Consider the following 23144-nt stretch of genomic DNA (forward strand, 5'->3'; position numbering starts at 1 on the left):
GACTGACCGACGGCGTCGAGTCAGAATCTGGTGGTGGGCATCGTTGATCAAGGAGCGTTTGTGCGGGCATGGGCCGTGCAAATGCAACGCTGCGCCTGGTTCTTCGGAGCCGGAGCCAGCGCCTCGGCGGGCCTGCCCACGGCGACCCAGATCCGCGACGACCTCCTGCTCCGCGTCTACGCGGAGCGTCACCAGTTGCGCCGCGAGGACCTCCACCCGAACGACCCGGTCATCGCCGCGAAGTTACTCGAGTACTTCAACGACCGCAACGGTATGGTCGCGTTCGGCGCACCCAACGACTACTCCCGCGCGTTCGAGCTGGCATTGCCTGACGAACCTGCTCGCCATCGGTACCTCCAACACAAGTTGGCCGACAAGCAACCCAGCTACGGGCAGCGCATCCTCGGTGCCCTCCTCAGCGGTGGCCAGGCCGACCTGGTCGTCACCACGAACTTCGATGAGCTCATTGAGGAAGCCGCGGCAGACGCGTACTCAGCGGTGAAGCCAGCTGACGGCCGGAGGAGGCTGAATGTCGCTGCACTCGGCAGCCGCGACCGGGCTCGCGGTGTCCTGGAAGTTGAGTCGACCCCAATGCTCATCAAGCTCCATGGCGACTTTCGCGAGACCTCGCTGAAGAACCTCGACAGCGAACTTGCCAGCCAGGACGAAGTGCTTCGCCAAGCGGTGATCGACCTTAGCCGTCGGTACGGAATCGCGGTGGTCGGATACAGCGGTCGTGACGACTCGATCATGGAGATGCTTGAGGCCGCCTCCCGCGTCGACGCAGCCTGGCCAGCGGGGTTGTGGTGGTTCGCACGGGACCCAGACGCGATCCCGGAGCGGGTCCGGCGCCTCCTGCAGATCGCCTCCGACAATGGCCGCGCAGCCCACCTAGTCCGGCTGGGTACGTTCGACGAACTGATGGGCGGCCTCGCTCTCCAGGCCGAGTTGCCAGCTGAGAGCCGCGCTTTCGTCGACGCATTGCGGCCTCAGAATCGCCTTGCCGAGGCATCGCCCCCTACTGAGACAGCCCAGTTCGGTCCTGTCATCCGGTTCAACGCTCTGCCAGTACTCGAAGCACCGACCACTGCGCTTCACGCCCCGCTGAGCGGGCTCACCCGCACCGAGTTCCGGAAACGGGTACGCGCACTTGGCTACCGCGGTGTCGCGGTCAATGCGGGTGGTTCTATCTGGGGCTGGGGTGATGAAGAGATCTTCACCAAGCTCGCCGGGGCTACCGCCGAGGAACGGACCATCGACCTCACATCTGGACCGTTGGAACCTGGCCTGCACGCGCTGGCTCTCGAAGGGCTAGCCAAGGCCCTCGGGGTCGCGCTCCCGGCACGGTCGCTCGTCACCCGCCGCGATTATGTGGTCAGGCTGGTCGAGTGGGACAAGCTGACTCCGGAACGTGCCAAAGCGCTGACCGCGTTCCGTGAAGCGTACGGCGGTCAAATCACCGGGCGACTGGCCAAGAAGTACGGCCTGAATCGTGATGGCGAGCCACGGGAGTACGCCGAGGCGGTGCGGCTTCATCTCGAGCATCGCTGGGGCCTGGCGTGGCTTACGTTCACCCCGTTCACGTGGGTCGAGCGTTGGGAGACCGCCGATGACGAGCAAGAGGCGATAGCCGGTGTCGGTGAGTGGAAACGTCAACGCTGGGTTGCGCGAAAACAGAACGAGACCTGGTCACGACTGATTGCGACCTGGACTGCGGCAATGGCCCCGGAGCCGCGACCCAGCAACCTCCCGCTCACAAAAGCGCTGGACGGACGCCGGTTCGGCCGGTTCACCCTCGGCCCGACCTCCGCGTACTCCAGGAGAGCGAAATGAACGACCACCCCGTTCGGAAGCTTGAACCCGGTGACGCGTGGGCGCCGCACACGACTCTGCCCGAACCTGACCTAAAGTTCGACAGTTCCTCAGCTAGGGAACGGCACACGCACCCACTCCTCGGGCTGACGGAGTTTGGGCCGTACGCGCCACCGCCGACCGGCGACATCAGGATCGCGACCATCACTGTGCAAGGCCAACAGGAAATCCTCTACAACTTCCTCCGGAAGCTCACTTGGGCGCACGAGCCGCGCGACCGCAGGTCCTACGTTCCGCAGTACCCAGGGTTCAAGGAGTTGTTCGGAGTCGATCTACTGCCGCAGCGGTCGGCGCATATCAACCTGCGTGCCGATGCCCCAGGCGACGGTCCAGAAGCGCACGAGCGCCTGTCGTTGGCTTTGGCGGGCGCCGTCACGCAACTGCAGAACATGCGCGACAACTGGGACGTTATCGTGCTGCTCCTGCCCCGCATGTGGGAGCCGCTGCGAAAGAGTTCGGACGGTGCCTTCGACCTGCATGACCGGCTCAAGGCGGCAGCGGCACCGCTTGGGTGCCCGATTCAGATGGTCCGTGAAGCCTCTGCGCTGCAGTTCGGGTATGAGTGCTCGATGTTTTGGCGGCTCAGCATCGCAATGTTGACCAAGGCGGGCGGGGTGCCATTCCGGATGGTCCAGCCGACTGAAGCGGATACGGCCTACGTCGGACTTGCGTACGCCATCCGCGGCGGCACGTCGAAAGACTTTGTCACCTGCTGCTCGCAGGTATTCGACACCGAGGGTGGCGGGTTCGAGTTCATCGCGTACAACGTCGGAGCAGACCGCGACCTGGATAACCCGCACCTGACGCGCGAGGAGATGCGCACCGTCATGGCTCGCAGCGCGCGTCTGTATCAGCGCCGCCGTGCCGGCGCGATGCCAGCTCGGCTCGTTGTACACAAGCCGTACACGTGGCGCGAGGACGAGATCGACGGAGTCTTCGACGCCTGGGGTGCAGTCCCGGACATTGAGTGCCTGCAAGTGAATTCCAACCCGGGATGGACCGGTGTCGCGCTAAAGCCGAGCGGGAGCCGCTCACGGCCGGTACCCGACACCTGGCCGGTCACCCGAGGTTCGCTGCAGTACTTGTCCGGAACTGAGGCTCTGCTGTGGGTCTCTGGAACAGCGCCGAACGTCAGTCTGCACGGCAGCAACTACAACCAGTCCGTGAAGAGCCTCCCGACGCCTATCTCGTTCCGTCGCTGGGCCGGGCAAGGGCCACTAGAAGTTCCGGCCAAGGAGATGCTGGCGCTGTCCAAGCTCGACTGGAACAATGACGCGCTATACGGGCTTACGCCGGTCACTGTTTCGTACAGCCAGCGGCTCTCGCGAATGATTGGCCGGGTGCCAGCGCTCCCGGACGGCAGCTATCAATTCCGCCTGTTCATGTGACCCGCACGTCCGGACAGCTGAAGCGACAAGGGACTCATCGCATAAGTAACTTCGAGAACTCGATCGTGACGCCCTCATGGCCATGACGCTCCAAGAGCGCTTCAATCGCTATCCGGTTGTGCTCGTAGTCGACCAGTGGACCAGTCATAATCTGTGTGATCGGCAGGGTAGTGCCAGACTTACCGACGGCAACCCCATACCGCAACCCAGCACGGTCGTCCATCCTGCGCACCAATCGCTGAAAGGTAACAATGCCGTAGCGCCCGGCTCGGAAACTCGCATGGCGCTGGCTATAACTCGACACAATCAGCCGGACTTCATGCTCACCTTCAAACCCGGGCGACTTCATGAGTTTTGCCAAAACCTCGAAATCTGTAGCATACTCCGAAAGCCGCAAATCTCTCCCACTGCCACACTCAGCATTTCTCGCTCGATGTGCGCGCTCGCGAGATCCAGCAAGGTAAGCCTCAAGCACGGCATTTTTGTCATTCGCAGCGTAGAGAACACGACTCCACGGGAAGACACTGACACACTCGATAAGTTTTGTGTGCGCCCGCGCTACTTCGTGGCCGCCGGTGTCGGCTTCCGGTTCGCTGGGTCCGGGCTCGCCCGTTACCACGCCTAGTGGAACCGTTGCATCAAAAGCGATCGAAAAACCTCGGGCCGCATCCCCGTAGTTTCGCCACTGGTTCGCATCATCTTGTACGACGGAAGCGCAAAGGAAGTAGGCCCGACCCCAGATATCGCTAGAGGCCCAGCCGTTCGCAGCCCAGCCCAGAGCTGTCTTGAGTTCGCCCACCAGCAGATCGTTCTGATCTTGTGCACTGAGCCACTGCTCGATGAACCGCCAGCCCTGGTGAACCTCGGCCTTATCGTTCATCCCGTGCGACTCGGTGGCCCATAGTTCATTGTCCCCAGCTACACCAAGAAGGCCCGCAGCATCAGTGTAGTGATAAACCACAGGGGTTTTAACTTCGATCAGATTCAAGACATGCGGAGGCAGCGGCATGCTGCCAGGGTAGCCACAGCACTCGGCAACTCTCACTTATCTCCTTCTGTTTCCGGGTGAAACAGAAGCTGGCGAGCTTCCCGATCGATGCCGCAACGCCTTCAGGGCCCAGTCCCGCGCGCCGTCGCGCCGGTAGCGGCGGAAGTCCGTTACGGACGCCATATCCTCCAAGACGTGCCCGCGCACTCTCATGCCGCAGGACGCGGCGCGCTAACTGCCCGGCATTGGGACCACTGCTCGGCGCCCCTCCGCGTACGCACTTGACTCGGCTATCTCTCGCAGGAGATCGATCGTTTGGAGCGCACCGAGCCCGAATGGCTTCATGTCAACGATCGCAAAACAGGTTTCGATGTGTCCGCCCTCGCCCGATGAAACCATGCTGCGGATGGACGGTCCGGGTGGGCTCGCATCACGCCCTACCCAGTACTCGTCATCCGCCCCACGACGGAGAGCCATGATGTCTAGCTCGCCGTCATCCGGAGGGAACCACCACGTGGTCGGGTCTCGCGTGAACCAAAGTGACTCGATATCTCGGACTTGTATTTGAGTTCCCCAGGTCGCGGCATTCTCAACGACCTCGTCGATGCTCGCGTATTTGTCCGCCTGTGAATGAGCGAGATCGAGGGCGAGCACGCCGTGGAGACCGTCGACCCATGAGTCCATGTGCCTGAACCAGTCAGACCACAACCGTGGCGGTGCAGCGAACACCGCTCGCACGCTGCTGATTAGTCTCATGGCGCGATCGCTGACCTCCAGGCGGATCGGCGCAAGATGCTCGTGGCCGAACCCAGGGCCGGCCTTCTCGGCTGCCTGATACGTGACGAAGGTGGCCACATGGAGCACGAAAAGCCGGAGGTCGTGGCTTTGACCGGATGTGAGAGGAGCAGCACCATCGATTCGTTCCCCTAGTGTGGCCGGCTCGACTGTTACACCAGCGCGTTGTTCGGCGAGGTGGCCGCCCCTTGCAAGTTCGACCGCATGCTCGTTCGCGGGCTCGACGTCCCCGTAGACGTTGTATGTGAAGAGAGCAACGACAGCATCGGCGGCGAACGCGAGAGCAGCGGAGGTGTAGCCCGCAAGGGCGTAGAACAGCGCGTGGGCCCTTCCGTGAGCCGCCCCACGCGCCTGCTGAACTTCGGGCGCGCCAACAGCACCAGCGAGGTGTTTGACCTGCCCGATCGCCTCGGCCGCCTCGACGTCGACGCCTCCGTCCGCCCCGGATCTGGTGAGTCGCGCGTCCGCAAAGCCGAGACCACGCATGTGCCACTCAGCCAGCTCTTCTGCATCGCGCCAGTCAGCGACGAGCACCGGGCGGGCATGACGGGACGGGACGAAGCCGCCGGGTGACTCGGACATGATTCTCCTGAACTAGTCAGTCTTAAATTTCGGCGTGTTCAAGACGCGACTCGAGAGACCCCTTGTCGGGCGAAGGCGGAATGATCACACCTCCAACAAAGTCGCCATATCGATGCCCTCGTGCAGCGCAACCGCTCCCTCTGTGGTCTGGCCCCACCCGCCGCAAGTTCCTCAGCGTCATGTCACGAGTATGGTCGCGACGACTAGCATCCGACCCGGTGTGCGTGGGTGAAGCCTTGGCCTCACGCTGGCCAGCATCCTTGAGCTGGGCGAAACGCTCTTCTCTTCCCACTGCGGCAGCCGACGCTCGATCTCCGGCCAGACAATCTTCTGGAACCAGCTCGGTGTCTCCCACCAGATAGTCCGGTAGCACGGAGCCGGCGAAGCTGCGGCAGTTCATGCCTGTGTCCCGGCGCACCTCGGCCTGCCGCAGATGTTCGATCAGACCGTGAGGTGCCTACGGGCTCCTTCGCGAGCTCCCTCAGGCCGGCCCTCATCTCGCCGCCGCACCAAGAGCAGTCGCCCCTCCCCCGGCTTCCGCGATCTATCCACCAGTGACTCGTCAGCGTGCAATTGCGATCTCCCATGCCTGTGCGAAGAAGCAACTGTGTGGCCCGGCCTCTAGCCCGACGTTTAGTTCAGCCGTCAAGCGGAGTACCCTCAACGGCGATGAGGGTAAGCGCCGGGCAGTTCGGAGCGATCGGTGCAATGTGCACAGCCGCATAGATCAGCGCGGTTTGCGACTCCAAGTCGACCGATTAGTCGGCGATCGTGATGCCGAGTTCGTTGGCCAGGACAAGCGACAGGTCCGCAAGCTGGTACCGGTCGATGGTGACCCGCTTGAGGTTGCCTGCACCGCTGATCCCAGACAAGTTATTACCTCGAAGGTCCGTACCCCGGTAGGTGCCTGCCTGGAACGATGTGCCACGCAGGACGCAATCCTCGAACGCCACGCTGGACAGGTCGCAGCCGTCCAGGTCGGTCTCGATCAGGGAGCAGCCGACGAACACGACAGGTCCCTTGGCCGTGACGTTGGTCAGTGTCGCGTAGTCGATCTTGCAGTCCTGGAAGACGACGTCCTCCAGGACCAGGTCTTTCAGGCGCGCGCCGAGTAGCCGGCAGTTGGTAAACCGCACCCGCGACAATCGGCTGTTGCTCAGCGTCAGCGAGGCCAGGTCGCACCCGGTGAACTCCACCGACGACATGCGCACTTGATCGAAGTCCGCCCGTTCCGCACTGACCTCGTTGATGCGGCCGTCGTAGAGCTGGGTGTTGGTCAGCTCGAGCGCTCGCAGATCCTTACCGCCGTAGCTGAACAGCGAGAGGCGCCCGTCCTCGGGTCGAAGCATCGAAAGATCCGTGAGTTCATCCGCGGCCAGGACGGGCAAGTCTGCGGTGGTGTCGCGGATCGTCAGGGTCTCCATGGTGCTCCACAGTAAGGTCGCGAACGGACGAAGGCGCTGGGCACCGGAGCTACCGCTTCTTCCAGTTGTCCCAGCTCGGCCGGTTGTCCCACGGGCCTGGCGTCTTCTTCCAGTTGTCCCAGCCGGGCCTGTTGTCCCAGTCCCCTCCTCTGCGCCCCGAACCCACCAGAGTGGTGACGGCCTCGTGGTCGGACTCGACCAGATTGGCAAGCAGGTCGGTCGTTTGCTTCGTCGCTGTGGTCATGTCGCTTCCTCCATCGATCGAGTGCTGCTTGAGATGCCGGTCGTGTTGGTAATGCCAGCGAGCGCCCGCACTAGTTCTTGTTTGGATGCTCGGCAGTAGTTGGTCTCGGTGGAGTCGAAGGAGCCGTTCTCGAAGTATCGGTTCCCGGCCTGCGCTCCACGGCAGAAGTCGAAGAACGCGCAGGTCTCACGACACGCGGCGAGCCCGTCCAAGAACTCAGACACGTACGGCAGCCGGTGCGCGGCGGCCAGGATCTCGGACAGAGGCTCCGTCACGACGTTTCCGGCGAGGAAGTCGCCGTAGTACTCGTCACGGATGCCCGCCAATTCGGGAGACAGCAGTACAACGTCCCCGTTCACCGCCACGGTCGGCAGCGGGTCGTACCGGTGCGCCTCCCATGACTCCCGTTCGCCACCACGGATGGTCCGCAGGTAGTGCGCCAGCCGGTCGAGTTCTCTGACTTCGACGCCCGGATGTTGGGCCGACCAAGCGAACACCGCCTCCCAGAAGGCGCGAGCTCGCTCCGGTGCGGGCTGAGACCGGGAGGTGTTCACACCCTCCAGCTCTTCGATGTTGAGCCCGATCGACGTTGGGCCTAATCCAGTCAGGAAGTCGAGCAGGTCCGCTGCTCGCCCGATCCCTTCACCGACGACCGCTATCAGGGAGAACCTGATCTGCCGTTCGACCAGTTTCCCGATACCGGTGACGATGCGGTCGAATGCAGGCCGCCCAGCCCAGTCGACTCGTTCGGCGTTGAGATCGGCTGGCCCATCAATGCTCACACCGACAGCGACGTCGTACCCAATGAACAGGTCGCACCAGGGCTCGTTGATCAGTGTGGCGTTCGTCTGCAGGCTGTGTCGCACCCTTCCGGCGCGGCGCAATTCCTCGAACGGCGCCATCAGAGCCGCGAGCTTCTCAGGCCCGATGGCCAATGGTTCACCACCGTGCCAGCAGACCTCCGTGACGTGGCCAGGCTGCTGCTCGGCAAGGGAATCAGCCACAGCCTGCGTCACCTCGACCGACATTTCCAAGCGCTTCTTGCGGAACGGCAGGTAGCAGTAGGAGCAATCCAGGTTGCACAAGGTCGTCGGCTGCAGCACGACCAGACTGGCCTGCGGCGCGATCCACGTCGCGTAGGCCTCGGCAGAGTCCGTGGAGCTGGGTGTGCTCATGGGCTCACCCTGGCTCGCAGCCGCCCTCTGAGGGGTGGGCATTCTGGACGGCATTCTGGCTGCCGCGGTCGCCGTGTCAGAGTGACCATGTGAGCGAAGACGAGACGGGTGTGCCGCTGACGCAGGTGTTCGGCGAGCGGGTGCTCTATGACAACCCGTGGGTTCGGCTCGTCCAGGTGGAGATCGAGCCGCCCGACGGACACCGGTTCTGGCACCACGTGGTGCGGCTCCAGACCGTCTCCACCGCAATCGTCGTGGATGACGCTGGTGAACGTGTCCTGCTGATGCGGCGTCACCGATTCGCTACGAATCAAATTGGCTGGGACGCTCCGGGCGGAATCGTCGGAAGCGACGAGTCGCCGCAAGCCGCTGCCGTGCGGGAGACCATCGAGGAGACAGGGTGGAAGCCCCGTGGCGAGGGCCGTCCGGTCGCGGGTTTTCAGCCGATGCCGGGGATGGTGGACACTCCGCATGAGGTCTTCGTCTTCCACGGCGCGGAGCAGATCGGCGAGCCGACAGACGCCGAAGAGGCAGCCCTGATCGAGTGGGTTCCCCTGACACGAATCACCGGCCTCATCCAGACCAGAGAAGTGCTGGGCTCTGGAACTCTCGTCGGTCTCCTGGCGGTCCTAGCCGGCCTGGATGCCGAGGCGTGACTGAAGGCTCTTGATGCGGCGGTCTTGCCGCACCGATCCGGCTCGCCGAGCAAGCCCGTGAGCCGTGTCGAGAGCCTGGACTGCGTCTGATTTGTGGCCTGCCGCGACGAGCGAGTGGGCGAGGTCTACGTTGAGCTGCGCTCCGGCGCGTAGATGGTTGGGGTCCATCCCGCTGAGGGCGTAGTGGAGATCGGCGATCGCTTCTTCGTCTCCGAGGCGAGCGAGGGCTGCTCCGCGCCAGCGGGCGAGGCTGTATTCATCGAGCATGATGTAGGGCGCAGCCGGATCACGAGTGTCGCCGGACAACAGGGCTACGGCCCGGTCGAAGTGATCCATGCTTGCGGTCGTCTCTCCGACGATGGCGGCGACTTCGCCGGCCACCCCATGGAGCCAGGACCGCACTGGACCGGACAGCGCCGTCGCACCCACAGTGATCGCATGCTCCGCGATGCGCAGCGCGTAGTGGGGCTGATCCGTGTCAACAAGGACGTATGCCTGTTGCGCGGTGGCGTGTGCGAGATCAGCTCTGGCCGAGCTCTCCCGGCCGGCGTCCTTCGCGGCCTCGTGTAGACGCCAGGCTTCCTTGATGTTGCCGCCGTCCAGGTACACCCAGCCGGCCAACGACGCGGTGTCGCTGTAGACGCTCGCCAGTGCTTCGCGCATCGTCGGTTCCATGCTGTATGCGCGCAGGGACCACAGGACGTCCAGGTGCTCCTTGAGTGCTTTGCTCGTCGCGACGCTGGACTGCCCGCGGTCACCCAGACGGATCTCCTCCGTCCGAACGGCCAAGGTCGCGATGGTCGCCTGGTCGACCGACGACGCACGCTGCAGCCAGTCCATCAAGTCATCATCGGCCGAGTCCACCCGCGCCTTTGGTCCGCGTGGGCTCGGGTAGAAACCAAGCTCGGCGTCGGTCGCCACGTCGAGCACTGCACGGAACGCAGCGCGGTAGGCCTTGCTCGGCCAGCTGACAACCCCACGTTCGTACCGGGCTATCGCGTCCGCTTCGAGCGCCGCTCGGCGACCCGTGGTCCGCCAGAGGTGCAGGTTCACCAGCTCGGCGAGTTCAGCGCGGCTCATGGGCCGTGCAGCGTCCGCGTGAGAGGCCTTTTCGGTGCGGAGACGGCGGAGACGTTCATTGGGGGTTGCCACCGTTGCCCCCACCCCCAGTCTCGCAAATTTGCCGTGTAGTGATCGGCTTCCCACCTGATCCGGATCGCCAGTCTGCCGCCCAGTGTGCCCCTCCCGCAGCGTGGCGCGCCAGCAACAGTGGTCTCTAGCTGCACGGCACCCCTCAGTCGGGGCAGGAAAGGACGGTGGTCACGTTGAACTCGTTCGGCACAAGCGCCAGCGCGGATATCGGAGGAACGATCGGCCGCGCGCACGCTCTGACCGCACGTCTGCTGGCGGACATCGGTATGAGCCGGATCGAACTGGTCACCTTCACCAGCGACCGCATCTGCCTTCATCCTGTGGACCTCACGGAGAGCGAGCAGATCGCTCGCGGCTTCGGATGTGACTTCCCTCTGGACCATCGAATGTTCGTGCCGGGACACACGTTGTGGACTGGGATTGTCGACGGGCTCGAAGTCCAGATCCGGTCCGCGCCGCGACAGCACGCGGGGGTCCCCCGTTGAACCCGTCCGACATCAGCCACCTGTCGCCAATCGTTGAGCGACCACGATATGCACCCAAGAAAAGCGGATCAGTGACGACGCACCTCAGCAGTACCCGCACCACCGTTCGCCGCCTGGTGGCCCTGGATATCGACGGGACGATCGTGGACAGCGAGAGCCGGGTGCCGCCCGGAACGGTGGAAGCGCTGGACCTGGTTCGCGCTGCGGGGCACGAAATCGTGCCTGCTACGGGGAGGTCCTTAGCGGGGCTACTGCCGATCGCCACCCGGCTCGGACTCACCACCGGGTGGTCGGTGTGCTCGAACGGAGCCGTGACTGTTCACCTGAACCGGACCGCACCGTCTGGCTACGACGTCGTCGAGACCCGAACGTTCGACGCCACACCCGTGATCCGCCGCGCACTAGACGTGGCACCGAATGTGCGTGTCGCGGTCGAGGATGTCGGGTGGGGATGGCGCACCGGCAGCCAGTTCGAGCCCGGTGAGCTGAACGGCCGACAGAAGACGGTCCCGCTGGCAGACCTGATGGCCGAGCCTGCGACTCGGGTCGCGCTCGTCGCTCCCGGCATCTGCCGCTACACCGATGTCCTGCGAGCCGTCGGGATCACCGTGGCTCCGCAAGGACCGGACTGGCTCGACGTCACGGCGCCTGGCGTGAACAAGGCCGTCGCGCTCGACGTCGTCCGCACCCACCTGGGCATCTCCGCTGATCGCACGGTGGCAGTCGGCGACGGCATCAACGACCTCGATATGCTGGCCTGGGCCGCGCGCTCGGTCGCGATGGGACAGGCACCAGCGATTGTGCGCAGCGCCGCGGTTCAGACCACCGGCACCATCGACCAGGCCGGAGTCCTGCCCGTGCTGGCCTCCCTGATCCCGGCTGTGGATCGCGTGATATCGCAACTCGCCGCACAGATCGCGACAGCTGAGCAGACCGCGGCCGGGCCGGTCGTCTTGCGGGTGTGGCACGGTGTCGGACCGCAACTGGCCTGCTGCGAGGTCTGGACCCTCCAGACCGGTCGCTGGGTCAGGCACGCACCAATCCCGTCCGGAATCGGGACCACGATGCGGGCCATCGAAGCCGCCACGTTGGAGGCTGGCCTGGCTTATCCCCGAGGGGACGAAGGCCGCCGTCGTGCCCAATGGCGCAGCGTCACCGGTGACGGACCGCCAGGGTTCGAACTCCCCCTGAGCGACCTGTAACCACTCCCTTAGATTTTGCGGCTGGGCAGCCTCATACCGCAGCACTCCACATGCCCAGCAGCAAGTCCGCCACTGGCGGGCATGTCCAGGCACCAACTTAACCACCTAACGCAGGGGCCACACCTTTCGCTCGCGCAAAAACCTGTCTTCGACGAGGAAAGTCGAGAACCATTCGTGATGCCCAAAGAGCGCATATAGATGCGGCGATGAGTGCGCCATATTGGTTGTCTCCTTGTATACGTCTGACATCCATCGCACGAGCCTCAATGTGTAGAAGCGTCCGTATTTCTGCGCGACCTCATTCCTTGCCGATCGCATAGACAACTCGTGAATGCTCGTCATCTGGTCTCCAGTCTCGTTCCAGTGGACGATAGATGCCCTATCGTTCAACATCGCATGCGTGATATGGGCGTACATCTCTGCCTTATCTTCGGCCGCTGTTCCTGCGAAATGTCTGTTCAGGATCGGGGTAACGACCTTCGTCCACCACAGCGCGACTGGTTCGTAACCGTTAGCCTCGCCGGAAATGGTTGCGAAATTGGCGTATCGCCCTTTAGACGCCGCTGCGAAAGAGTCCAAAAAATCGACTATCCCACCCGTAAGCAAGTCATCCGGGTACTCGAACCTTCGCGGTACACGCCGGTCAGCTATCTCCCCAACGACGCGCACGAGCGACGATATGTCGTGTCCGATCGAACGAAGTTCTCGGTCCTCCGGCGGCTTGCCGGTGGCGACGAAACGATCGGCTGACCAAATAATCTTTCCGAGGCGCTCAATCCCCGCCGACAAGGCAAAGAACGCCACATAATATTCGCCAGCCCGGTCAGCATAATCGGCTCTTCCCAGCCCGTTGATACCGGAGCAAATGAGGCTAGATGCGAGACTCGACTCGCGAGAGAACCCGTGCCAGATCGGGTCATCCCAAGGATTCACTTGTGCCATATCTCCGTTCTACCGATACAGGAGCGTCTCTCCAGGTAGGCGTGTCCGCTGCGTCGCAAAGATCACCCGTCAGGGAGCCTTCGTGCCAGAGCTCAGGGGTCGTCATGGATGGTCTCCTCGAGTGGGTGTTCGTCATGGAGCATCATGGACGGTCTGCGGTTGGCGCTTACCGCGCGAGCAAGTCTTACCGCCTGGCGAACATGAGGGACTGCAGCACGGTCAGGTGACACACACCCCGGCCCGAGCGCGACGCTTGAGGCGCCGAACCGTGTCTGAACTTCTACCAACTTGGCTGGACGTATTCCCTCGGGAAGAGGCGAGCGGAAGTTCGACCGCCGGTCCCAACTGCACGTGCCAGAACTACCGCAGAGTCCACCGTCGATGCCCACTTCGGGTCACACAGGCCATCCTCTGTCAGCAGTTTGGTCAGGTGAGTCAGTACCTTGCGTGCCGCTACGGGAGAAGCCTGCACCCGCCTGACGCACTCATCGAGCCCGTGCTCGATCGTCGTGACGTTCTCCACGACCTCGACGGCGATGGCCCCGGCGACTGCGGCTCGGCGTTCTTCGTGCGCCGCGCGTCGGCACGCCTGCGAGCACCACTTCGCGGGCCTCCCCGTAGTCCTGACCGGGATCAGGCTTCCACAACGAAGACACATGCCCGAGGTGCCTGCACGGTGTCCAGCCGGCCCTCGCTCGGTGAGCGTACGAGACTCGATGTCCCCGAGCGTTCCAGAACCTTTGTCGACGCTCATGCCGATCACCCCTTTCGTACGGACGAAACACCACTCACGTTGTGCAAGAGGTGTGTGGTCTTCGTCGAGGCGGTCCGCGGGACCCGCTGTCTGCTGCCCGCCAGCACCAGCCGCGCAGCCGCGTATGTCCGTCGCGGCTCGCATCGTCGCGTGCGCACACGTGTGCGCCGTCGTCGCGCCCTCGTTGACCGCGTGCCCGTGTCGCCAAGTAAACCGGGGGATGCGGCGGATTCCCCAGCGATCTCTCCCCGGGGCAACGAAAGGCCGCTATCCCTCGTAGAGGGATGACGGCCTCGCTCTGGTGCAACGAGGTGTCCAAACCCTCGACACCCGCCAGCCCTTCGTCCAGCGGGCAGACGAGCTCATGCAGCAGTGCCGCCATAGCTTCGTCGAGCGTGAGGTGCCAGGTACGGAACGAGCGGCCGGTGCTCTGGCCCTGCCAGGCTCACGCTCCGGTTCTGGTCCAACCCCTCTGGAACACGGACTCTCGTACCACCCACGCCGCGACGAGCTTTCGGCGGCGGTCTCACCCCGCTTTCACCCGGGCGCCGACTGAATCACAGCACGCCCCACGGGTACGCTGCCAGAAAGCTGGACGAATGGAGCAAACAGGTGGTCGATCAGGTAGGCAGTCACTACGTACTGATCAGTGGGGGCAACCGGCCCGGAGGGCTCTCGACGGTGAGGAAGGGCATAGACACGCGTGACGGCACCAATATTGCTGTCAAGCTCGTGGCCGGCCCCAACGACGAACTGGCCCGTAAGTTCTTCGAACGAGAGGTCGGAGCCCTCCGGAAGCTGAGCCATCCAAACATCGTCGGTTTTCGCGACGCTGGCACAGATGACACCGGCACGTTCTACATCGTCTTGGACTGGGTTGAACGAAACCTCAACGACCTGCTCGAGTCACCCCCGTGGTCAGACTGGGACTCCCTCTACTCGACGCTCGGTAAGCCGCTGGTCGACGGGCTCGCGTACGCACACCTCAAAGGACTTGAGCACCGTGACATCAAGCCGAGGAACATCCTGATCGATTCGGCGGGCAAGCCCTTGCTGGCGGACTTCGGGATCGCCAAGTTGCGCGAGGATCAGACACATTCCGAGTTGACCGTCCAACACTTCCGCTCCGGTCCGTACGCACCACCCGAGCGAGACGCTCCGGCTCGCTACGTGCGAGACGTTTACAGCATCGGCGTCGTATTGCTGCAGTGCCTGCACGAAACAAACATCAAGGACTATCCAGATGTGCTCTCAGCGCTGGAGTCCGTCCGGGTTCCACCAGACGTTCGTGCTCTCCTCGAGTCATGCGTCAGCGCAGACCATTTGGACCGGCCCGCGAATGGCAGTGAACTCGCAGCAGAGTTGGCGAAACTCGCTCGTCAACAGGTGATACGCGAAGAAGCGCCGAGAAACCCGATCGTCTTCGGGCTAACGAGAGCCGCACAGAACCATCTTGTTGGCGAACCGCCAGATCGCGCGGCGGCGGAAGCAAAGTTCCTCGCGGATCTCCGCGGAACGGTTTTCGCACATTATGGACTGGACAGTGCCACCGGCAAACGCGATCCACGAACGGTTCTACTGTTCGGGTCAGAACATCGCTATACGCTCAAACTGGACAGTCGTGGTGGTCCAGGATTTGTGGTCACCGCAGCACCAGCTCCGGAACTTGAGAAGCTGGAGGGAGGTCGTCACAACGCTTTCGAACTTCCGCCCATCTTCAACTGGCAGGTCCGGCAACCAGTAGATGCCCGGATCGCTGAGGAGGCCCGGGTGAAGCTCCTAGAACTCCTTGATGACTACTACTTCCGCAAGGACCATCCCGAGGTTGAGCCCCAGGATCAGGATGGGGATGAGGCCTTCGACAAGTGGTTGGAGATCCTTGAGGCCCGCGCAGACCTGGGCCGCGGCGACCACCAACCGCTCAACTACAAGAAGGTCGGATTCGACGGAAGACGCACCGTGTTCACGCTCACCAATCCGACTGAGGGCGACCTGATCGGAACAGACTGGCAGATTCTCGACCAGCAGGCAGGACGGCGAGGCGGGCACGGCGAGGTCATTGAGCAAGAGTCTGACACTGTGACTCTCCTGTCGCACAAGCCTCTGCGAGGCGTTCCCCCAACCGCAACCCTTGTGCCATACGACAGACCATCGGCTATCGCCCTGGAGCGCCAGAGAAGTGCCGTTACCGCGATCAGAAACGGCACTATTCCAGCGCCAGCCTTGCGAGGCATTCTCGTCGACCCTGGAACAAACGCAGCACCCACACTCGAGGCTGTTGTCAAGTGGACGTCCCAGTTGGATGCCACCAAGCAGAAGGCAGTCAAACTTGCCCTGGGGGCGCCGGAGGTTCTGGTCATCCAAGGCCCACCTGGCACGGGCAAGACTCGCTTCATCACGGAGACTGTGACCCAACTGCTCAAGAAGCGCCCGGACGCACGTATCCTGATCGCCTCGCAGACGCACGTTGCCGTTGACAATGCGGTGGAACGCCTAGACTCAGCAGGCGTAAGGGGCCTAGTTCGCCTCGCCGGCAACGAATCCGCGGTGCAGCCAGGCGTGCGGGAACTACTCCTCGACAAACAAATCCGGCGTTGGTCAGAGTCCGTGCGCCGTCGCGCAGAGGCGCATCTTGAGCATTTGGCCTCTCAACACGGGGTCGAACCGAACTTCCTTCACGCCGCACTCACGCTGGAGAAGCTTGTAGCGGTTACCAACGAGCTGGAACAGGTAGAAGGACGCGCTCAGGAGCTTCGCGCGCTACAGGCAGCCGACTCCGACCTAGTTACCGCCGTAACGGGCACAGACCCGGCTGAAGAGTTCCAGGATCGGATCGACCAACTCTGGGACCGACGGACGGTCCTAGTCGGCGAAGCACAAGACCACCTCGCGGGTGCACTTACCTTGCCGTCAAGCATAGGGAGCCAAGAGGCCCGCAGCGCTATCGGAGCCCTGCTCGGGGATAGCCCGGAGATTGCTGAACTCCTAAAGAGGCTGGAACTTCAGGCACAATGGCTCGAACGCATCGGAGCCGAAGACAGTCTCGCAGCGATATATCTCTCCGGGACGTCCGTCGTCGCCGGGACCTGCACCGGATTCCTCCGAGAGCGGGCCGTCGGCGAGCTTGAGTTCGACCTTTGCATCGTCGATGAGGCATCGAAGGCCACGCTTACTGAGGCGCTTGTGCCAATGTCCCGCTCCAAGAGGTGGATACTCGTCGGAGACACGCATCAACTTCCCCCAACTGATGAAGACTTGCTGCGCTCGACGACCATCCTCAACGAGCACGATCTCACCAAGGGCGACATAGAAGAGACGCTTTTCCAACGACTCGTCGACAACCTCCCGGATCATTCAAAATTGATGCTCGATGAGCAATACCGAATGATCCGCCCAATCGGAAACCTTATTTCCACCTGCTTCTACGGCGGTGTTCTAAGGTCTCCACGCGTCGAAGGCCTCGAAGGGTACGAGGCGATCGCCGGCAAAACGGTTACCTGGATCGACACGTCCAGGCTAGGGGATCGGCGACGTGAACACGGTGAAACTAGTTATGCGAACCGTGCAGAGGCAGACCAATTGTTCCGCCAGCTTGAATCAATCGATCGAGCAATCAGCTTTGGACTTATTTCGCCACCTGACAGTCAGAAGCTCGCGGTGCTAGCGATCGCCCCGTACAAAAGTCAGGTTGAGACCTTACGTCGTCGTGTAGCACAGCGCGACTTCAAGGACCCTTTCAAGCATCTCCTTGTTGATGTCTTGTCCGTTGACGCCGTCCAAGGCCGCGAGGCTGATCTCGCCTTGATTTCGCTTACACGCAGTAACACGCAAGGTCGGCTCGGATTTCTCGGCGCAGAATACTGGCGGCGCATCAACGTTGCTTTATCTCGTGCCCGGTTCGGTCTGACAATCATTGGCGACGCCGACTTTATCCGTGGCACGAACGGGTCACTGCGAAACGTATTGGAATACATCGAGTCTCACCCGAACGACTGCGTGGTAAGGGCGGCCGACCGTGACTAAACGATTCCAGTTGCTTCAGCGACGATTCGGCAATGCTCGTCCGGGCCTCCAGCTTGTCGCCGTCGAGGACGCCGCCATCCCAGTCTCAGTTCTCCGCGCGGACGTCCTAGCACAGGAGCGCAAAGAACTTCCTATCACCGACGAGTTCACGCTCTTATTCGTCGAGCACGGCGTCGAGTCGCCCGAGGAAATTGCAGCCTTTCTAGGCCTCGACTCTGCGCACGTGCTTGAAGCGGCCGCGGCACAATTAGGTGAGAACAGCCTCCGGCGCCGTTCTGACGGCAAAAGCCTCACTTTGACGCCGATCGGAACAGAGGTCGTGCGGAACGCAGCGACTATTCGTCCGACATTCCGCAATCTGCCCGTGAAGTTCGACCGAGTAGTTTGGCAGCCAACGGACTATTCGGAGAACTCGTTGATTCCTAAAAAGGTGGTTGACGATCTTGGGCATATCCGCTTGCCGGCAGAGCGCAAGGCACGTATCGGGTTGGGTGACGTAACTGCTCCGACACTCAATGCACTTCTACGCAGCGGGAACCTCCAGAGCCTTCAAGTTCTTCAAATCCATAAGGTCTCGACGAAGAAGAATCTGTACCTGCCGGTACAGCTCCTTGTGTACGCAGATCAAATCCGAGGTGAGATCGAGCTCGCCGTATGCATTGACGACCAGATCTCCGACGCGCACGGCGATGCACTGGACCGCACTGAAGTCGTCAAGCACCTTCGGATGTCGATCGGCGAACCTACCCCGCGCCCAACACTTGATGCAGACCTTGAAGAACAACGAGAAGGTGCGAAGCCTGCACATGTTCCAGGCGACGTACTCGATCCGGCGCTGTCAGAAGATTTAGCATCGACCTCTCAGGTCCGGAGCGTGAGCGTCTTCGAGCATCCGGATCTCTTAGCCGAAGCACTGGACACCACCACGAAGCGTCTCCTGATCATCTCACCGTGGATCCGACGAGCAGTCGTAAACACTGACTTCCTCGCGAAGATTGAGGGGCGGCTCCGGCGTGGCGTCGCATTGACAATCGCTCACGGATACGGGGGCGACGACTCCGGGTCAGACACGGATGCACTCCGGAAACTTCAGAACCTCGCTTCGCGTTATTCTTCCAAGTTTAATTTCGTTCGCCTCAAGAACACCCATGCCAAGATCTTGATCTTCGATGATCACTGGGTTAGCACGAGCTTCAACTGGCTGTCTTTCCGCGGAGATCCCGACCGCACATATCGCATGGAAGAGGGAACTCTCGTCAGCATTCCTGCTCGGACCGACAAGCAGTACGACCGCTATCTGGAGATGATCGACGAACAGCAGATCTGACAGCAGGCCGACGTCCCGGCTCACGGCCTGGTCACCCAGTAGGGCTCGCGAGGTCGACCCTTACTGCTCACATGCCGTGGGAGCGTACCTTGGGCAGCGGTCTCGGGTGACACAGGGATCAAGACTTGGCCCGGAGGGCCCTCGCGGAGATTTTGGTCACGAGCCGTCAGTCCGGTTGCGGGAGATCGGGCGAGCACGCCGATGCTCTACGAACGATCGTCAGTCAGGTTCGCAGACCTTGGCGCAGCCGCACTCTGCACTGGTCGAGTCCCGGCCATCATTCCTCCTGTTTGGGCATGGCGATGATCACAGTGGCCACCGAGACTGGCCCTTATTGGCCCTAACTTCCGCCAAATTGGCCCTAGTTAGGGCCAATAAGGGCCAGCCCTGACCCCACACGAACCCACTCCAGCATTACAATAAGACCAGGTCAGCAGCCATTTTCGGCCGACTGGCCCACATCATCCGAACGCCATCCGGCAAGGCCTCCAAACTGATTACGCGGGTTCGATTCCGTCGCCCGCCCAGAGTGCGGACGCCCAGGTCAGAGAGTGTTTCCGACCTGGGCTTCGTGCATTCTGAAGGGCTGCCCCCTCCATCGAGGTCCGCATCCTGGCGCCCTGGACTCCCCAAAGCATCGGGAGCGCCGGCCCCACGGGGCCACCCCCCTGACCATCACTCGGTCAGCCATTCACAACAGACCCGAGCACCCCGAGGTACTGGCTCTCCGACGGGGTGGAGTACAGACTCAGTGATCCCTTGAAGGTGACCATGCCCGGGCAGCTGGTGTCCTCGCCGACCACCTCGACCGGCTCTCCGACCTGCTTGCCGGTACGCGCCTCGTACACCTTGATCTCCGTGGTCGCGCTCCGCATCCCGACTGACTCGCTCGTGAACTCGCAGGCGGCGACCTCCTCACCGGCGTCAGTACGCTCCGCGCATGCGACCAGCTCCACGTCGCCAGGATCAGCCGGGTTGAACGGATCGCCCTGCTCCCCCGCGTGAATCGACACCTTCGACAGGTATTCGTCGCCCTCTCGGACGCTCTCGAACACGACGATGGGGTGTGGCCCCGAGCCGGGCGTGTACGCGGGCGCTCCGGGAATCTCGCGGCCGTTGCAGAGGGTGTCGTAGTCGTCGACGTTCTCCGCCACCTGGTGCAGTGGTCGGCTCGTCCACTGGACGAACGCGTAGATACCCGCGGCGGGGACCCCCACCACGATCAGCAGGGCGACCACGCACCCGAGGGTCTGCCGGGCAGGACTCAGCTGCTCGCCCTGCCCGGATGACTGCTTGCCCGGGAACTGCTCGTTCAACGACTTCCTTCCGTGTGGCGTTCCGTGTGACACCGCGCGAAACGTTAGAGGGTGTAACCCACGCTGACAAGTCACCTGCGGCAACGCGCGGCGGCCACTTCGCGCGGATCCGTTACACCCCCTCGCATGATTAGGGCGTCTTTGAAAGTTGCCTGCGACTCCGCTAGCGTTCGAGCACACGCCGACCCTGCCCGAGGAGACACCTGCCATGCCCAGCCCCATTACCTACCGCTCGATCGACGAGGCCGCCCAAGAGCTGCGGCTGGGCAAGCGCCGCGCGGAGTTCACGGCAGCAGGAAACAAGCCGACGCGGAGCCCCGCCGTCATGCTGATCCCGCCGCTCATCCTCTTCGGCCTCGTCCTCTGGATGCTCGCCGCCACAGGCTTGCTCGCGTCGATCATCGGGATCGGCTTCGTCGTCCTGTTCGTCGTGCTGATCGGCGGCGCCGTCGCAGGTATGACGATCAAGGCCAACGAGACCAAGGGCGACCAGGCGATGCACATCTTCGACGAGGGCGTGGTCATCCTCGGCGCGAAGGGTCGCGTGCTGCCCTACCGCTGGGACGAGACCCGGCTGGTCCGGGTCGGCGTCAGGGCCTCGTGGGAGTCAGACGCCGAGGCCAGGTGGTCGTACGGGCTGCTGAACGCGACGACACCTCCGGTGGTCATGGGGCAGACGGTCGCCTTCAGCACGATGATCGCCAACAGCGACGGCGTCGACCTCGGCAATATCACCCGCGCCGCGGAGTTCGAGCAGATCGACGTCTGGGGCCCAGCGCTCGAGGACGGGATCACACGCGCCAACGCGCCTCGCGTCCTCGCCGACCTCGCTGCCGGCCGGTCGGTCGAATTCGGGCCCGCGACGGCGACGCCGGACGGCCTCGTCCTCGGGAAGAAGCCGACCCCCTGGTCCGAGATCACGAGCCTGCGGATCGACAACGGGTACCTGCAGGTGAAGCGGCAGGGCAAGCTCTTCCGGTCGTCCGTGCTGGCCAACGACGTCCCGAACTTCCTCGTGCTCGTGGCCGTGGCCGACCGCCTCGGCGCGGCGTCCCTGGGGTAGTCGCTCGCCCAGGCCCGCGGCCCGACGGCGATCGCCGTCGGGCCGCGGATCACGGCTGGCGGACGACGGCGTCCCGCATCAGCACGACGCCGGCAGAGACCTCCTGGCCGAAGATGGCAAGGACGTCGATGACGAGATCGTGCACGAGCGCTTCTACGTGCGCTGCGGTCCCCGGACCGTCGACGTCGCCCACATGGCCATAGACGGTCAGCGTGAGCACGCCCCAGAGTCGCGCCGAGCACAGGTTCATCGCGTGCAGCAGCCCGAGCGGGACGTCCAGAGGGAAACCCGGGATCGCGCGCATCATGTCCCGTGCCGCCCGCAGATGAGGCAAGAGGGCCGGCAGGATCTCCTCGTCGGGGATCACCCGGCAACCTGCCAGCCACCACGCCACGGCCATCGGTGCGAACACTGCGCCCACACGGTCGAGGGCCATCAGGGGCGCGTCGCGGACCTCGTCGGACGGAGCCTCACCCGGGCTGGAGATGCGCAGCCGCCCTGACATCAGCAGGTCGTACTCGTTGCGGTGCGCGAGGCACCAGCGGAACAGTGCGTCGATGACGGCGTGACACTGCGCGCCAGGATCGTCCGGAGCCTGCCGCACCCTGGCCTCGTCCACAAAGGCCAGGAGCTCGTCGACGACGTGCTGGTGCGTGGCGTGCAACAGGCCCGGGCGACCGTCGAAGTAGCGGTACAGCCCGGGGGCAGCGATCCCGATATCTTTCGCGACAGCCTGCATCGTGACACCGTCCGGGCCGTGCTCGTCCAGCAGGCGTCGCGACGAGGTCAGGGCCTCCGTCAGCAGCTCGCGGCGCAGTCGTTCGCGACGACTCGTGGTCTCCGACGCGTTCATGTCGGCTCTCCTTCGGCCATGTCGGCGAAGGCGGGCTCCAGGACGACACCAGGGCTGGGCTCCATGCCGAAGAGCAAGAGATTTCGGGCGATCAGGTCGTCGAGCAGGGCGGTGATGTAGTCACGCCTGACCGGTTCGTCGGGTCCGGTGATGTGGTGATACACCGCCATGCACAGCAGGCCGAAGGTGCGCTGCCACGCGACGCGGACCGCAGCGACCAGCCCCAGCGGCACGTCCCGCGGAGCATCCGGGAACACCGCGAGCAGACGGTCACGGCGGGCGGCCAGGTCTGCCTCGAGCCCCAGGGGAACGGACTTGTCGAACTGGACCGCGCCGTCGGCCCACTGCGCGGCGACCGGCGGGAACATGAGGGCGGCCACCTCGTTGAACGTACCGCCGCCGACCTCTCCACCGACCGGTGCACCTTCCTCGGCGAGCCGCAGGCCGGCTCCGAGCAGCAGGTCGAACTCGCTGGGGTTCGCCACGCACCACGCGAACATCGCGTACGTCATCGCGTGCAGCTCCGCAGCGCGGTCACCGGCCGGCTGGCGGGCCGCCGCCTCGCGCACTCGTGCGACCAGCTCGTCGAGCACGTGCCGGTAGGTCACTCGCAGCAGGTCGGAACGGCTCGGAAAGTACCGGTAGAGGGCGGGACCGGTGATCCCGACTGCCCGGCTGACCGCCAGCATCGTCACGCTCTCGAGCCCGCCCTCCGCGAGCAGGCGCCGCGCCGCGGCGATCGCGCCGCTCAGCACCTCCTGGCGGTGGCGCTCACGCTGGGTCAGACTCTCTGCGGTGCTGCTCACGGGTCGTACGCGGTCTCCGATGGGGTCGACGGTGCGGGATCCAGTCTCCCATGGTCCCCTGTGTCCCCTGGGCAGCACGCGTCGCGATGGGCCAGTG

General features: G+C 63.4%; 18 protein-coding genes. 8 read left to right on the plus strand and 10 right to left on the minus strand.

The annotated features are described in order from the left end of the window. Positions 1-33: 33 nt before the first annotated feature. Positions 34-1833, plus strand: coding sequence for an SIR2 family protein (locus ACFO6V_RS17760; RefSeq protein WP_377137476.1), 1800 nt, complete (start codon positions 34-36; stop codon positions 1831-1833). Next, positions 1830-3260, plus strand: coding sequence for an argonaute/piwi family protein (locus ACFO6V_RS17765; RefSeq protein WP_377137478.1), 1431 nt, complete (start codon positions 1830-1832; stop codon positions 3258-3260). Before ACFO6V_RS17760 ends, ACFO6V_RS17765 begins: the two co-directional genes overlap by 4 nt. Before the next feature lie 34 nt (positions 3261-3294). On the opposite strand, the gene ACFO6V_RS17770 is transcribed toward ACFO6V_RS17765, so the two are convergent. The 5 genes from ACFO6V_RS17770 to amcB form a co-directional block, all read right to left on the minus strand. After that, on the minus strand, positions 3295-4269 hold the full coding sequence (locus ACFO6V_RS17770) for a DUF2971 domain-containing protein (protein ID WP_377137480.1): 975 nt from the start codon (positions 4267-4269) through the stop codon (positions 3295-3297). Positions 4270-4479: 210 nt separating this feature from the next. Continuing rightward, positions 4480-5625 (minus strand): restriction endonuclease, encoded by a 1146-nt coding sequence (locus ACFO6V_RS17775; RefSeq protein ID WP_377137482.1) that lies wholly within the window; start codon positions 5623-5625, stop codon positions 4480-4482. 758 nt (positions 5626-6383) lie between these two features. After that, positions 6384-7049 carry a pentapeptide repeat-containing protein gene (locus ACFO6V_RS17780; RefSeq protein WP_377137484.1) on the minus strand — a complete coding sequence of 222 codons (666 nt, stop codon included), beginning with the start codon at positions 7047-7049 and terminating at the stop codon, positions 6384-6386. Positions 7050-7098: 49 nt separating this feature from the next. Continuing rightward, the gene (amcA, locus tag ACFO6V_RS17785; protein ID WP_377137486.1) at positions 7099-7293 is read right to left on the minus strand and encodes a multiple cyclophane-containing RiPP AmcA; all 195 of its coding nucleotides are present in this window, start codon (positions 7291-7293) and stop codon (positions 7099-7101) included. Next, positions 7290-8468 (minus strand): cyclophane-forming radical SAM peptide maturase AmcB, encoded by a 1179-nt coding sequence (amcB, locus tag ACFO6V_RS17790; protein WP_377137488.1) that lies wholly within the window; start codon positions 8466-8468, stop codon positions 7290-7292. The genes amcA and amcB overlap by 4 nt, the downstream gene beginning before the upstream one ends. A 110-nt stretch (positions 8469-8578) precedes the next feature. Between amcB and ACFO6V_RS17795 the strand changes: the two genes are divergently transcribed. After that, positions 8579-9124 (plus strand): NUDIX hydrolase, encoded by a 546-nt coding sequence (locus ACFO6V_RS17795; protein WP_377137490.1) that lies wholly within the window; start codon positions 8579-8581, stop codon positions 9122-9124. Here ACFO6V_RS17795 and ACFO6V_RS17800 read toward each other — a convergent pair. Continuing rightward, on the minus strand, positions 9098-10204 hold the full coding sequence (locus tag ACFO6V_RS17800) for a hypothetical protein (RefSeq protein ID WP_377137492.1): 1107 nt from the start codon (positions 10202-10204) through the stop codon (positions 9098-9100). The genes ACFO6V_RS17795 and ACFO6V_RS17800 overlap by 27 nt on opposite strands. 236 nt (positions 10205-10440) lie before the next feature. Here ACFO6V_RS17800 and ACFO6V_RS17805 point away from each other — a divergent pair, with 236 nt between their 5' ends. Together ACFO6V_RS17805 and ACFO6V_RS17810 are read left to right on the plus strand one after the other, a co-directional pair. Further along, a complete protein-coding gene (locus tag ACFO6V_RS17805) occupies positions 10441-10761 on the plus strand; it encodes a hypothetical protein (protein WP_377137494.1) in 321 nt (106 codons plus the stop codon). A gap of 71 nt (positions 10762-10832) precedes the next feature. Continuing rightward, positions 10833-11963, plus strand: coding sequence for an HAD family hydrolase (locus ACFO6V_RS17810; RefSeq protein ID WP_377137496.1), 1131 nt, complete (start codon positions 10833-10835; stop codon positions 11961-11963). A 105-nt stretch (positions 11964-12068) separates the two neighbouring features. Here ACFO6V_RS17810 and ACFO6V_RS17815 read toward each other — a convergent pair whose 3' ends face one another. After that, positions 12069-12905, minus strand: coding sequence for a hypothetical protein (locus ACFO6V_RS17815; protein ID WP_377137498.1), 837 nt, complete (start codon positions 12903-12905; stop codon positions 12069-12071). A 1366-nt stretch (positions 12906-14271) separates the two neighbouring features. Here ACFO6V_RS17815 and ACFO6V_RS17820 point away from each other — a divergent pair. Together ACFO6V_RS17820 and ACFO6V_RS17825 are read left to right on the plus strand one after the other, a co-directional pair. Next, a complete protein-coding gene (locus ACFO6V_RS17820) occupies positions 14272-17682 on the plus strand; it encodes an AAA domain-containing protein (protein WP_377137500.1) in 3411 nt (1136 codons plus the stop codon). After that, on the plus strand, positions 17675-19009 hold the full coding sequence (locus ACFO6V_RS17825; protein WP_377137502.1) for a phospholipase D-like domain-containing protein: 1335 nt from the start codon (positions 17675-17677) through the stop codon (positions 19007-19009). Before ACFO6V_RS17820 ends, ACFO6V_RS17825 begins: the two co-directional genes overlap by 8 nt. A gap of 683 nt (positions 19010-19692) precedes the next feature. On the opposite strand, the gene ACFO6V_RS17830 is transcribed toward ACFO6V_RS17825, so the two are convergent. Beyond that, entirely contained in the window at positions 19693-20325 is a 633-nt protein-coding gene (locus tag ACFO6V_RS17830; protein ID WP_377137504.1) for a hypothetical protein, read from the minus strand. Between the two features lie 208 nt (positions 20326-20533). Here ACFO6V_RS17830 and ACFO6V_RS17835 point away from each other — a divergent pair, with 208 nt between their 5' ends. Further along, positions 20534-21388, plus strand: coding sequence for a DUF6585 family protein (locus ACFO6V_RS17835; RefSeq protein ID WP_377137506.1), 855 nt, complete (start codon positions 20534-20536; stop codon positions 21386-21388). A 49-nt stretch (positions 21389-21437) separates the two neighbouring features. Here ACFO6V_RS17835 and ACFO6V_RS17840 read toward each other — a convergent pair whose 3' ends face one another. Both ACFO6V_RS17840 and ACFO6V_RS17845 read right to left on the minus strand, forming a co-directional pair. Next, positions 21438-22241: a TetR/AcrR family transcriptional regulator gene (locus ACFO6V_RS17840; protein ID WP_377137508.1), complete on the minus strand. Its 804-nt coding sequence runs from the start codon at positions 22239-22241 to the stop codon at positions 21438-21440. After that, positions 22238-23047: a TetR/AcrR family transcriptional regulator gene (locus tag ACFO6V_RS17845; protein WP_377137510.1), complete on the minus strand. Its 810-nt coding sequence runs from the start codon at positions 23045-23047 to the stop codon at positions 22238-22240. The genes ACFO6V_RS17840 and ACFO6V_RS17845 overlap by 4 nt, the downstream gene beginning before the upstream one ends. Between the last annotated feature and the right edge of the window lie 97 nt (positions 23048-23144).

The sequence above is a fragment of the Promicromonospora alba genome, assembly GCF_042654905.1.
In the GTDB taxonomy this organism is placed as follows: Bacteria; Actinomycetota; Actinomycetes; order Actinomycetales; family Cellulomonadaceae; genus Promicromonospora; species Promicromonospora alba.

What these genes read in the sequence shown, in the direction of transcription:
- ACFO6V_RS17765 (WP_377137478.1), top strand. Translation starts at nt 1,830, where the DNA reads ATGAACGACCACCCCGTTCGGAAGCTTGAACCCGGTGACGCGTGGGCG.
- ACFO6V_RS17770 (WP_377137480.1), bottom strand. Translation starts at nt 4,269, where the DNA reads ATGCCGCTGCCTCCGCATGTCTTGAATCTGATCGAAGTTAAAACCCCT.
- ACFO6V_RS17775 (WP_377137482.1), bottom strand. Translation starts at nt 5,625, where the DNA reads ATGTCCGAGTCACCCGGCGGCTTCGTCCCGTCCCGTCATGCCCGCCCG.
- ACFO6V_RS17780 (WP_377137484.1), bottom strand. Translation starts at nt 7,049, where the DNA reads ATGGAGACCCTGACGATCCGCGACACCACCGCAGACTTGCCCGTCCTG.
- amcA (WP_377137486.1), bottom strand. Translation starts at nt 7,293, where the DNA reads ATGACCACAGCGACGAAGCAAACGACCGACCTGCTTGCCAATCTGGTC.
- amcB (WP_377137488.1), bottom strand. Translation starts at nt 8,468, where the DNA reads ATGAGCACACCCAGCTCCACGGACTCTGCCGAGGCCTACGCGACGTGG.
- ACFO6V_RS17800 (WP_377137492.1), bottom strand. Translation starts at nt 10,204, where the DNA reads ATGAGCCGCGCTGAACTCGCCGAGCTGGTGAACCTGCACCTCTGGCGG.
- ACFO6V_RS17815 (WP_377137498.1), bottom strand. Translation starts at nt 12,905, where the DNA reads ATGGCACAAGTGAATCCTTGGGATGACCCGATCTGGCACGGGTTCTCT.
- ACFO6V_RS17835 (WP_377137506.1), top strand. Translation starts at nt 20,534, where the DNA reads ATGCCCAGCCCCATTACCTACCGCTCGATCGACGAGGCCGCCCAAGAG.
- ACFO6V_RS17840 (WP_377137508.1), bottom strand. Translation starts at nt 22,241, where the DNA reads ATGAACGCGTCGGAGACCACGAGTCGTCGCGAACGACTGCGCCGCGAG.